Source organism: Maribacter sp. HS (genome assembly GCF_048059195.1).
GTDB lineage: Bacteria > Bacteroidota > Bacteroidia > Flavobacteriales > Flavobacteriaceae > Maribacter > Maribacter dokdonensis.
In genome coordinates this window covers 454458-466900 of sequence record NZ_JAYLVV010000003.1, presented here as the reverse complement: position 1 = coordinate 466900, position 12443 = coordinate 454458, and the positions used below count along the sequence as shown (strand labels likewise).

Below are 12443 nucleotides of genomic sequence, written 5' to 3'. Positions count from 1 at the left end.
AGGTATTTTTGAGGTATTGATTTAACGTTGTCTTAACGTTAGAACTTTAAAAATACTTGACTTTTGCAGCAAGTTAAAAACTAAACAAATACTTGAAAAAATGAGAAAAATGTATTTTGCATTAGCGGCATTTTTAATGACCGTAACTGCTTTTTCACAAGGATCTATTTCTGGTACTGTACTGGATGGCGACACAAACACTCCGTTGCCAGGAGCTACAGTAATGGTTAAAGGTACTACTAACGGAACATCAACTGATTTTGATGGAAACTTTACTATTAATGCAAGTGCCGAGTCTGGAACCTTAGTTGTTTCTTACATTGGTTTTAATTCTAAACAAGTTGCCTTTACTTCAACAGGTAACATTGGTTCAATTGTTTTGGAACCAAATGCTGAAGAGCTGGAGGGTGTTGTTGTAACAGGAATTTTAGATATTGCTAAGGATAGGGAAACTCCTGTGGCTGTTTCAACAATTAGAGCAGCTGAAATACAAGAAAAATTAGGTTCTCAAGAATTACCTGAAATACTTAAGTCTACTCCTTCTATTTACGCTACCAAAACAGGTGGTGGTTTTGGTGACGGTAGAGTTAACGTTAGAGGTTTCGATTCTAGAAATACTGCTGTAATGATTAACGGTATACCTGTTAACGATATGGAAAATGGAGCTGTATTCTGGAGTAACTGGGCAGGTTTAGGCGATGTTACTACTGCTATGCAAGTGCAAAGAGGTTTAGGGTCATCTAAGTTGGCAATTTCTTCCGTTGGTGGTACAATAAACGTTATTACAAAGTCTACTGATAAAGAAGAAGGCGGTACTGTTACACTTGGTGGTGGTAACGATGGTTACTTAAAAACAAACGTTGCTTACAATACTGGAAAATCGGACAAAGGTTTTGCGGCTTCTATATTATTAGGTAGAACTTCAGGTGATGGTTATATTCAAGGAACGGAGTTCGAAGGTTACAATTATTTTATTGGTTTAGGATATGAGCCAAATGAAAAACATAATTTCCAATTTATTTTAACTGGGGCTCCTCAGGTTCATAATCAAAGAACTTCTAGTTTCTTCAATGTAGCAACTTTAGCTGATCATTTAGAATATGGGGCTAGATATAACTATAATGGTGGTACATTAAACGGTGAGGAATTTGGATGGAGAAGAAATTTCTATCACAAACCTATTACTTCTTTGACATGGGAATGGAAGGCTTCTGAAAAATCTACATTGTCTACATCTGCCTACGCATCATTTGGTCGTGGTGGTGGTACTGGTGATATTGGTTCTGGTCCAAATTTCGGTTTTGCTAGTTCTAGTAGATATAGAATACCAGAAACAGGTCAAGTTGATTATGATTTAATTTCACGCTTTAATGGCGGTGAGGCAGTTACTTTTTATGATGGTAACGATTATCAATTATCACCTAATGCCGATGGCGAATATATTACTACAAGCTTTGGTGATGGTCTTACAAGAAGAGCTTCTATTAACTCTCACAACTGGTTTGGTGTAATTGCTAATTTGAATACTCAAATTAACGAAAAATGGAGTTATGATGTAGGTTTGGATTTAAGAAGCTACAAAGGTATTCACTACAGAAGAGTGGATAATTTATTAGGAGCGGATGGTTATTTTGATGATGACGACATTAATAACCCTAATCATACTGTACGTCAAAATGGTGTTGTAGATTCTGATTTCTCTTCTATTTTGAACGTATTCAAGAGTATTGATGATGAAGAGAAAATTGATTACTATAATGATGGTCTTGTAAGATGGGCCGGAGCATTTGGTCAAGTTGAATATACTGATGGTGTAGTTTCTGCTTTTGTTCAAGGTGGTATTTCTAATCAAGGATTTAAAAGAATCGATTATTTCAATTATTTAGATTCTGATCCTTTACAAGAAACTGATTGGGAAAATATTTTAGGAGGTAACATTAAAGGTGGTGCTAACTTTAATATTAATGAAGCTAATAACGTATTTTTTAATGGTGGTTACTATTCTAAACAACCATTGTTCGATGCAGTTTACATTAATTTTGTAAACGAATTAAACCCAGATTTAACTAACGAGAAAATTTTAGGTCTTGAAATGGGTTATGGTCTTAATCTAGGTGATTTCAGAGCAAAGGTGAATTTATATAGAACATCTTGGAAAGATAGATTTGTTTCTATTGGCATTGAAACTCCAACAGGAGATGAGGGTAATGCTAATATTAATGGCGTTGAACAAGTTCATAAGGGTATTGAGATTGAAGCGGATTACCGTGCGTCAGATGTTGTACAGTTTAGAGGTATGATATCTTTAGGTGATTGGGAGTATGCTGGGAATGCAACTGGTCAAGCTCTTGATGATGATAGAAATGTAATTGACCCAGATGTTACTTTGTTTCTAGATGGTGTAAAAGTTGGTGATGCCGCTCAATTTACTACAAACTTAGAAATGATTGTAAGACCTATTGAGGATCTTAAGATTAGCGCTAACCTTTACAATGCTTCAAGATTATATGCATTCTTAAATGCAGAAGATTTTGATTCAGCAGATAATCAAGGTTCATTACGTTTACCAAGTTATACACTTTTTGACTTAGGTGCATATTACACTTTTGGTTTAGGAGGAAGCAACAAGCTTAGTATTGCTGCTAACGTAAACAACCTTTTTGATACAGAATATATAGCTGAATCGTTGACAAATACATTTGCAGGACAAGGAGATGATGTATTTAGAGGAATTTCTACTGATAACAAAGTATTCTTTGGGTTTGGTAGAACTTTTAACGTAAGTGCTCGTTATAGTTTCTAAGATTATTTCTTACTTAAATATTAAACCCTGACTGTGCAGTCAGGGTTTTTTTTGCTCAAAATTCAGTACATTTAAAACTTAAATTATATACTATGTACGAAACTATTCACATACTTCATTCTTACTTGGCTTATATAGCATTGGCCGTATTAATATTGGCTGTTGTCAATGCAATCTCTGGTCTTGTATCAAAAAGAATATTTGATATGGGTAAAGACTTAAGAGTAAGTCTGTTCGCCTTAATTCTATGTCATATTCAATTATTGGTAGGTTTGATCCTCTATTTTGTTTCACCAAGTGGATTAAGTGCAATACAAGAATTTGGTATGGGTGGTTTAACATCTGCAGCACGTTTGTTAGCTGTAGAGCATCCTTTTATCAATATTTTGGCAATAGTATCAATTACCGTTGGTTGGTCTAGACATAAGAAATTTGTTGAAGGCAATAAGAAATTTAAAAGTATTGCTATCTTCTACGGTATTGGGTTGTTATTCATACTAAGTAGAATTCCTTGGGGACAATGGTTTAATTAAATAAGACTGTATTACGTTGAAGATAAAAGAACCAAAATGTAACTCATGTTGGTACTTTTTTTATGGATTTAATTTTTTAATAAGGTGGAGATAAACTGGAAAATGGTCACTGTACCCGCCAATATAACTACCACCGGCATACGTTCGTAATGGATATCCCTTGTACCTTCCTTTAGGGTCCAGTAAGTAAGGCGGAGTAAATATGCCGGTTTTCCAATATCTGTAGCCCTCATTTGGATTATTGATTAAACTAGAGGTCATATAAAACTGATCGAACAAATTCCATTTGTCCCTATAAGCCAGCGAGCCCCTTCCTTTTCTATAAAGCTTTTCCATAGGTCCATAAAGGCTTGTGGAATCCAGCTTTTTGGAGTTTTTTTCAACTTTCAGTACTTTTTTAAAACTTGGGTCAATAGGGTCATCGTTAAAATCGCCCATGCTTATAATTTTTGCATGAGTATTAAATCGTCTGACAGAATCAATAATTCTTTTGTTCAATTTAGCCGCTTCCACTCTAAAAGGTCTACTTCTAGCTTCGCCACCACTTCTAGAAGGCCAATGGTTTACCATAAAGTAAATTTGCTCATTATCCAGAAGACCTTCGACAATTAATTGATCTCTTGTATAATCTCGTTTGCCATCTAATTTAAATAACAATAACCTATGACTATTAAAATTGACCGGTACAAAAGCATCTTTCTTATAAAGTAAGGCTACATCTATTCCACGTTCGTCTGGTGAATCAAAATGTACAATTCCGTAGTTAAAAGCCGATAAGAATTCGTGATGAACTAAGTCCTCTAAAACACCTAAATTTTCTACCTCGCAAACTCCAATTATATCTGGTGCCGTCTTGTTTTCTTTTGAACCTATTTCGGATAATACCTTAGCCATGTGTTCTATCTTGTGAGTATAGCGTAGTGGTGTCCACTGATCTTTGCCATCTGGGGTTCTATCGTCATCGTAGACTAAAGAATCATTTTTAGTATCAAATAAATTTTCTAGATTATAAAATGCAATAGTCCTTATTTGATATGTATCTGGCTCTTGGGCAAATGACAATAAGGTTAGAAAAAAGAATATTGACTGAAAAAAGCGCATTGTTGAATGTATTTAGTCTTAAATATCAACGAGTATACGGATTTTTCACGTTAATTATTTCTTAAATAGTATCTTAATGACTTATAAATAAGGCATTAAGCTGTCTAATGGTTAAGCATACATTATTCTTATTACTATTTTTTATAATTATCGGCCTTAGGGCTCAAAACACTTTTTCGGTTCAAGGTGTGGTAAAAGATAATGAAAGTAAGATGGTGCTCACCAATGTATCTGTGTTTTTGGAAGGGGAAGATACTATGATGGTAACCAATGTATCAGGTAAATTCTCACTGTCATTTTCCAACAAAGGAGAATACATACTGCAAATTTCTTCAGGAGAATATACGATCAAGCGTATTCCGGTTATTTTAGAAGATAAAAATATTGATTTAGGTGATATTTTTTTAATTCGAGATATAACTTTAGAAAAATCAATAAACCTTATAACAATTACAGATGACGAACTTTTAGATGAAGAAGTGAATTCTAATGCACTTGCACTTCTGCAATCCACAAAAGATGTTTTTCTTAATAGGGCGGCGTTTGACTTTGGTCAGGCGTTTTTTAGGGTAAGGGGTTATGACTCTCAATATGGAGAGGTTTACCTTAATTCTCTGCCAATGAATAAATTGTATGATGGTAGACCTCAATGGAATAATTGGGGCGGGCTAAACGACGTAATTAGAAATCAACAATACTCTAATGGATTAACAGCTTCAGAGGTCACCTTTGGTGGAATATTGGGAAATACCAATATAGACTTAAGGCCTTCAAAATTAAGGGCGGGCACTCGTTTGTCATCTTCTATTTCAAATAGAACCTATAGTGGTAGACTTATGGCTACCTATAATTCTGGAGTAGAGAAAGAGAAATTCGCATATATAATATCCGGTTCAAGAAGATGGGCAAAGCAAGGTTATATTAATGGTACTCTATATGATTCTTATTCCCTGTATGGAACAATGGAATATTTTTTAAACGATAAAAATTCATTTTCCGCTACGGCAATTGTTGCATCTAATAGAAGGGGGCGCTCTTCTGCAATAACAGAGGAAGTATTTAAATTAAAAGGAAATAAATATAATCCATATTGGGGATATCAAGATGGTAAAATTAGAAATTCAAGAGAACGCCATATAAGGGAACCGTTGTTCTTATTAAATTATCATCACGAATCTGAAAAATTCCGTTTAAATGCTGGATTAGCATATCAAACTGGGCAGTATACAAGAAGCCGTTTAGGGTACTTTAATGCTCCAAATCCAGATCCTACATATTATCGGTATTTGCCTAGTTTTTATTTGAATTCACCCATAGGAGCTAATTTTGAAAGTGCAATAGAGGCTAAAAATGGATTTTTAAGTCAGCCGCAATTAGATTGGGAAAAGCTGTATGCAGCAAATACTAGTATAGGTCAGAACGGTGAGGCCGCATATGTTCTTTATGATGATGTAACCAAAGATGATCAATTAACAGCTAGAATGACTTCGAATTTGGAGTTGAACGCTCATTTTAAATTAGATATGGGCTTGACATACAGATCGCTCAATTCAAGAAATTATGCTCAAATTTTTGATTTGCTTGGAGCGGAATATCATAACGATATAGACGTATTCTCTGAGACTAAAAACGATTTGTTTTCAGCATTAAATAAGAATAATGGAGATATTTTCAACTACAACTATAATGTAAAGGGAAATGAAATAGATGGGTTTATACAGTTAAATACTGAATTCAAAAGTTTGAGGTCGTTTATTTCTGGCAGGTATACTATTGTTGACTATCAACGAGAAGGTCTGTTTAAAAATGAACGCTTTATTAATAACTCTTTAGGTAACAGTGATAAAATCAGATTTTCCAACTGGGCGTTTAAAAGTGGTGCGTCTTATAGTATAACCGGTAGGCACTGGGTAGCGGCAAATGCAGCATATATAAATAAGGCACCTGTACTTCAAAATGTCTTTATAAACCCTAGGGAAAGTAATGAATCGGTTCCTAATATTCAAAATGAAAAAATCACAAGTATAGATGCTAACTACTTTCTACGTTTACCAAAACTAACTGGCAGGTTAACAGGTTTTTATACCCGTTTTCAAAATACTACAGATGTTAATTTTTTCTTTGTTGATTCTGGCTTGGGATCAGATTTTGTGCAAGAGGTATTGACAGATTTGGATAAATTACATTTAGGTGTAGAATTAGGTCTAGAGTATCAATTATCAAGTGCGGTTAAACTATCATTGGTAGGATCTGTCGCTAAGCATTTGTATGCTAGTGACCCATTTGTAACTATAAATTTCGATACGGCCGGGGCAAGGGAAGACCTTATAGATATATCTGGTACAAAGTTCCTGGGGCAGTCAAAAATAAAAGGATATAAATTGGCTCAAGGTCCACAAAAAGCAATGGCTGCAGGTATTGAGTATAGAGATCCAAAATATTGGTGGGTGGCTATGACCGCTAATTACTTGGCTAACAATTATGCAAATATTTCTACGATTACCAGAACACAAAGTTTTCTAATAGACCCAGAAACACAGGTTAGGTTTCCTGATGCAGCAGACGAGAATGTACAACAGTTATTAAAACAAAAATCTTTAGATGATTTTTATTTGTTGAACTTGGTAGGTGGCAAGTCGTGGTTAAAAAATGGAAAATATGTAAGTGTTTTTGCCAGTGTGAACAATGTTTTTGACACCAGTTTTAGAACTGGTGGTTATGAACAAAGTAGAAATGGAAATTTTGGTCAGTTAAAGCAAGATAATTTAAGTGGTAGTCCGTCTTTTGCGCCAAAATATTGGTACGGATTCGGTAGAACTTATTTTTTAAATTTTGCTTTTAGTTTTTAATAAAGGGTTATAGATGATTATTAAACACCGATTTTTTATAATAATAAGTTGCAGTTGTTTGCTGGTAATTATGTCTTGTGTAAAAGATAGAAATTTTGAAATACTTGATACTAATTGTTTGGATACGCAAATTGAAACTATTGAAATAAGCGATCTAAAAAGTCTTTATGCCGGGGAAACTGTTCAAATTCATGAAGATTTGGCAATATATGGCTATGTAGTTTCTTCAGATAAAAAAGGTAATTTCTTTAATGTAATACATTTTCAAGATAAACCTGCCGAGCCTACAGAGGGGTTGCAAATTGAATTAGAATTAAGGGATTCACATTTGTTCTTTGATGTAGGGCAAAAAATAGTCATCAAATTAAAAAACCTGTATCTAGGTGAATCTAATGGTGTTTACAAAGTAGGTGGTGTATTTACTTCTTTTGGGAATAGAAGTGTAGGTAGATTACCTAAAAATCAAGTTTTTGAACACGTTCTAACTACATGTGATAATAATTTTGGTATTCAGCCTTTAAAAACAACGATACAAGATCTAAATATGACGATGATTAATACATTAATTATGATTGATGATGTTGAATTTGAAGAAAATGAATTAGGGAAGCCATTCGCTATTGAAGAAGAGGAAACCATAAGAACCCTAATTGATTGCAATGATAATGAATTGTCTTTGAACAATAGTGGTTATGCAGATTTTCAGCCCGAAATACTTTCAGATAGAATGGGATCGGTAACTGGGGTTTTAACTTATAATGACAATGAGTTTCAGCTTATAATTAGAGATTTAAATGATGTAAAATTCGACAAAGACCGTTGTGAAGATTTTGTTGATGAATTTACTTCAGAATTTTTACTTATATCGGAAATTGCCGATCCTGATAATAATTCTGGAGCCCGTTTTATTGAACTCTATAATTCCTCTAGTGAAAGTTTATCATTAAAAGGTTGGACTTTACAACGGTACACGAACAATAGTTTGGAGGTTAGCTCAACAACAGACTTGTCAGGTTTAACTATAGAAGGCAACAATTTTCTGGTTATCTCGCCAAACGCAGACGAGTTTGAAAACGTTTACGGTTTTGCTCCGGATCTTGCGGTAGGTACCAACTCTCCTGCAGATTCAAATGGTGATGATAATATGGTACTTGTGGATCCATTTGGAAGTATAATAGATATATTTGGTATTATAGGTGAAGATGGTAGTAATACCGATCATGAATTTGAAGACGGTAGAGCCCTAAGAAAAGAAGAAGTTATAATGGGTAATACGGTTTTTAATGTAAATGAGTGGATGATTTATAATGACACCGGTTTAAATGGCACAATAAATGAACCTCAAAATGCTCCAATGAATTTTACACCTGGTGCAAGATAAATTTAAACGTCATCATTAGAGGCTATGATTTTTTTAATAGCATCTTCTGTTAAGGGCTTAACTAGGTAATCTTTTACTAATTTATATTTCTTGGCCTTTTCCATAAAACTTGGGCTAATAAAAGAGCTGGTAATATATATTTTGATATGGCCGATTTTATCCATTGGTAGTGCCTCAAATTCTTCTAAAAACGACCAGCCGTCTCTATTTGGCATGTTTAAATCTAAAAAAATAACATCGGGCAAAGTTATATTTTCCACTAATAAGCCAACCAAACCATCAATAGCTTCTTGACCTTCTGAGTAGTATAAAATATTATCACAGAAATCATAGTGCTTTAAAGTAGTCTTTGTGCTTACGGAGAAAAACTCGTCGTCATCAATAATACAACAACTTGAAAATACGCTCATTTAAAATGGTTCAATAAAAAATCTAATATTAGATTTAAGGTTTTAAATATAAATAATTGTTAATGACTAAGTTATGTAAATAACTGGGTGAATTTTCTTTGGAGAAATTAAAGTTCACCCAACTTATTAACAATTAAATTTAAATAAAATAATTAGTACAAATTAGCTCTCCACTGTTGCACCTAAAATTTTAGAAAGATCATCTGGCGTAATTGGTTTTAATATGTATGTATCTACTTGTTCATAGTCTTTTACTCTTTCAAGGTCTCTAGGGTCTACTGATGAACTAATGATGTAAATCAAGATTTTCTTTGATCTTTTACTTTTACAGAGTTTAAACTCATCTAAAAATTCCCATCCATTCAAAACAGGCATATTTAAATCTAAAAAGATTACATCTGGCAAAGGTTCGTCTGCCAAACATGTTTTCTTTAAACCATCAAGAGCGTCTTGACCGTTGGAGTAGACTATTACGTTTTCTGCGAAATCTACTTCTTTTATGATTCTTTTAGTGCCGTATACAAATATAGGATCATCATCTATAATACAGCATAACTCAACTTTTTTCATAATATCTTAATTATCCTTGGTTCAGTTCAATGAACATGGTTGTACCTTTGTCTACAACACTTTCAATATTTATAGTACCGTTCATAGATTCAATTTGGTTTTTGGTAATGAACAAACCAATTCCTTTTGCATCTTTATGCTTATGAAAGGTTTTGTACATACCAAAAATTTTATCTCCATGTCTATTTAAATCTATTCCTTGACCGTTATCGGCAAAGGTAATGAGTACTTTGTCTTTTTTAATTCTTGATTTAATTTCAATAACAGGTGTGCGTTCCGCAGACCTGTATTTAAGGGCATTTGTAAGAATGTTTAAAAATATACTTTCTAGGTAGGCAGGTACGGCACTTACAAAATGGGTCTTTGAAACATCTATTTTTAATATAGCACTATGTTCTTCAAGTATACCGTTTATGCTTTTTGTAATTTGGTTAATGGTGTTGAGAACACTAATGCTTTGTAATTTTTCAAGCGCCCCGGTCTTCACCTGTACCACGTCGTTTAGATGGGCAATGGTTTCAGATAGGCTTTCTGTGGCGCTGGTAATCATTCTATTCAAGTTTTTACGCTCGTCTTCATCTTCTTCTTCATTTAAGAACTTGGTAAGCATGGTCATATTTGTTGAATGTGACCTTAAATTGTGTGAAACGATATGGGCAAAATTGGTAAGACTTTCGTTTTGACTTTTAGTAACTTCAACAAGGCTTTCAAGTTTCTTTTGCGATTCAATTCTTTTGGTAATATCCAAAAATTGGACTATGGCATGACTTGGTTTATCATCGTAGTCAAAAACAGGTGTAACACCTATAATGGCGTGTACTATATTTCCATTTTTGTGAAAATATCTTTTTTGTAGGTGTAGATTCTTATTAGATCCATTAAATACCTTGGTTTTGAACAGTTGGCTGTCAGTCAAATCTTCTGGGTGCGTAATATCTGTGGCTTTCATTTTTAAAAGCTCATTTTCAGAGTATCCTAAGCTATAAGATAAACTCTTATTTATTTTTAACCATCTAAGATCTGGGTTAACTAAAGCCATACCAATTGCAGAGTGTTCAAAGGTTTCTGAAAATGACTTAGTACTTCTGGCAAGTTTTAACTCTGCACTCCTTAGCTCTGAAATGTCCCAATTTGCACCAGTCATTTTAATAGGCTTTCCATTAATGTCTTTTATGGTTTTAGATAAGCCTTTTATATATCGTAACGAGCCATCATTAAGCTTAATTCTAAATTCTTCATCAAAGTCTTTAGTACCTTCTATGGCTTTTTGTGTGGCTATTAATATTCTTTTCTTATCTTCTAGGTGAATAGTATTGGACCAAGCTTCAAATACGCCAGAAAATTCATTCTCGTTGACATCAAAAATGCGGTACATCTCCTTGTCCCAGGTTAACTCATTATTTACTAAATCATAATCCCATATACCAATTTGGGCAGTTTCCGTTGTTATCTTAAGTCTTTCCGTTATTTCTTCATGTGCCAACTGCATTTTTTTACGCTCATCAATATCTTGAAATGTACCTACAAGTTTTACAGCCTTTCCATTTAGCATTTCCACCTCACCTTTTGCGCAGACCCAAACTTCTTTGCCGGTAGCTGTTACAATTATCAACTCTGTATCAAAAGATTTGCCTTCGGCTATAGCGGTGCTGACTAAATTGGTAATATTTTCTCTATGAATTCCTTTTTTGTAAAAGTTGATACCGTCTTCAAGGTTAGGTTCAAAATCTTCACTAACCTCATGAATATCTTTAGTTGCTTTGGTCCAATAAACCATACTGGTTTTAAGATCAAGCTCCCAACAACCAATACGGGCAACCTCTTCTGCTTTATGCAATAATTCTACTTCTTTCTTATAGATGGTTATATCATCTAGAAATATAACCACACAGTCAATCTTGCCCACATCATTCTCAATAGGCAGAATTTTCCATTTTAACCATTTAATTTCACCGTTGGGTAAAACAAATCTCTCTTCTTCATTGATATTTTCTTCCCCCTTTAAAGCGTTTTTAAGAGCTGCTTTAAAAGATTGGGGAGTTTCTAGGGTGACTTCAAAAATATGTTTATTGGTCAAATTGGATTCATGTAAACTAAAATCACTTAGCCATTGGTTAGAATAGCTAATATAGTTTAACTTAGTATCCACGATAGCAATTGCATTGGGGGACTCTTTTACAAGAAAGTCAACGGCTAATGTTTTCAAAAGATGTTAATTTAGATTTAAAGGTACGTATTTCCATTAAAGTAGGAAAAAATAGTTGTTCGGTAAGAAATTACATCAAATTTTGATGAACTATTGTTTTAATGAATTGAAAAAAATTAAAAGTTATGAACGAGTTTTTTTTTAAGGCCATAAGGGAAGGAAGTATTAATGAGGTGAGGTCAATGTTGGATAAAAACCCGGTGCTAGTAAATAGTAAAGATACAAGAGGTTCTACGCCTTTAATTTTGGCTACCTATTATGATGAAATGGAGATAGCTAAGTTGCTATTGGAAAAGGGAGCGAAAATAGATGCTGTAGATGCTTCTGGTAATACGGCATTAATGGGTGTTTGTTTTAAAGGTTTTACTGATATTGCAAAATTATTAATTGAAAAGAAAGCAGAATTGAATGGACGAAATGCAATGGGCGCAACATGTCTTATTTACGCTGCACAATTTAATAGGTTAGAGATTGCAAAACTGTTAATAGCCAATGGAGCAGATAAAACAATTAAGGACAATAGGGGTAATACTGCATTAGATCATGCTAAAACACAAGGATTGACCGCCTTTGTTGATATGCTGGAATAA

At 33.8% G+C, this 12443-nt stretch carries 9 protein-coding genes; 5 read left to right on the top strand and 4 right to left on the bottom strand.

Going from position 1 to position 12443, the window contains the following annotated elements:
• Window positions 1–100 precede the first annotated feature (100 nt).
• Both VBZ51_RS07135 and VBZ51_RS07130 read left to right on the top strand, forming a co-directional pair.
• Window positions 101–2803 carry a TonB-dependent receptor gene (locus VBZ51_RS07135; RefSeq protein ID WP_348360875.1) on the top strand — a complete coding sequence of 901 codons (2703 nt, stop codon included), beginning with the start codon at window positions 101–103 and terminating at the stop codon, window positions 2801–2803.
• Window positions 2804–2895: 92 nt separating this feature from the next.
• Entirely contained in the window at window positions 2896–3336 is a 441-nt protein-coding gene (locus tag VBZ51_RS07130) for a hypothetical protein (RefSeq protein WP_058104825.1), read from the top strand.
• Window positions 3337–3396: 60 nt separating this feature from the next.
• Here the strand turns inward: VBZ51_RS07130 and VBZ51_RS07125 are convergent, their stop codons facing one another.
• Window positions 3397–4437 (bottom strand): endonuclease/exonuclease/phosphatase family protein, encoded by a 1041-nt coding sequence (locus tag VBZ51_RS07125; protein ID WP_416576495.1) that lies wholly within the window; start codon window positions 4435–4437, stop codon window positions 3397–3399.
• Between the two features lie 107 nt (window positions 4438–4544).
• Between VBZ51_RS07125 and VBZ51_RS07120 the strand changes: the two genes are divergently transcribed.
• The gene (locus VBZ51_RS07120; RefSeq protein WP_416576494.1) at window positions 4545–7286 is read left to right on the top strand and encodes a carboxypeptidase-like regulatory domain-containing protein; all 2742 of its coding nucleotides are present in this window, start codon (window positions 4545–4547) and stop codon (window positions 7284–7286) included.
• Between the two features lie 118 nt (window positions 7287–7404).
• Window positions 7405–8667: a DUF5689 domain-containing protein gene (locus VBZ51_RS07115; protein ID WP_416576493.1), complete on the top strand. Its 1263-nt coding sequence runs from the start codon at window positions 7405–7407 to the stop codon at window positions 8665–8667.
• A gap of 2 nt (window positions 8668–8669) precedes the next feature.
• Here VBZ51_RS07115 and VBZ51_RS07110 read toward each other — a convergent pair whose 3' ends face one another.
• The 3 genes from VBZ51_RS07110 to VBZ51_RS07100 all read right to left on the bottom strand — a co-directional run bounded on the left by VBZ51_RS07110 (window position 8670) and on the right by VBZ51_RS07100 (window position 11853).
• Entirely contained in the window at window positions 8670–9077 is a 408-nt protein-coding gene (locus tag VBZ51_RS07110) for a response regulator (RefSeq protein ID WP_071340587.1), read from the bottom strand.
• Window positions 9078–9239: 162 nt separating this feature from the next.
• A complete protein-coding gene (locus VBZ51_RS07105) occupies window positions 9240–9647 on the bottom strand; it encodes a response regulator (protein ID WP_074670421.1) in 408 nt (135 codons plus the stop codon).
• 10 nt (window positions 9648–9657) lie between these two features.
• Entirely contained in the window at window positions 9658–11853 is a 2196-nt protein-coding gene (locus VBZ51_RS07100; RefSeq protein ID WP_416576492.1) for a PAS domain-containing protein, read from the bottom strand.
• A gap of 125 nt (window positions 11854–11978) precedes the next feature.
• On the opposite strand from VBZ51_RS07100, the gene VBZ51_RS07095 reads away from it, so the two are divergent.
• Window positions 11979–12443 carry an ankyrin repeat domain-containing protein gene (locus tag VBZ51_RS07095; protein ID WP_071340584.1) on the top strand — a complete coding sequence of 155 codons (465 nt, stop codon included), beginning with the start codon at window positions 11979–11981 and terminating at the stop codon, window positions 12441–12443.

Excerpts from the sequence above, each read along its gene's own strand:
- VBZ51_RS07120 (WP_416576494.1), top strand. The coding sequence starts at position 4,545 with ATGGTTAAGCATACATTATTCTTATTACTATTTTTTATAATTATCGGC.
- VBZ51_RS07135 (WP_348360875.1), top strand. The coding sequence starts at position 101 with ATGAGAAAAATGTATTTTGCATTAGCGGCATTTTTAATGACCGTAACT.
- VBZ51_RS07130 (WP_058104825.1), top strand. The coding sequence starts at position 2,896 with ATGTACGAAACTATTCACATACTTCATTCTTACTTGGCTTATATAGCA.
- VBZ51_RS07110 (WP_071340587.1), bottom strand. The coding sequence starts at position 9,077 with ATGAGCGTATTTTCAAGTTGTTGTATTATTGATGACGACGAGTTTTTC.
- VBZ51_RS07105 (WP_074670421.1), bottom strand. The coding sequence starts at position 9,647 with ATGAAAAAAGTTGAGTTATGCTGTATTATAGATGATGATCCTATATTT.
- VBZ51_RS07095 (WP_071340584.1), top strand. The coding sequence starts at position 11,979 with ATGAACGAGTTTTTTTTTAAGGCCATAAGGGAAGGAAGTATTAATGAG.
- VBZ51_RS07125 (WP_416576495.1), bottom strand. The coding sequence starts at position 4,437 with ATGCGCTTTTTTCAGTCAATATTCTTTTTTCTAACCTTATTGTCATTT.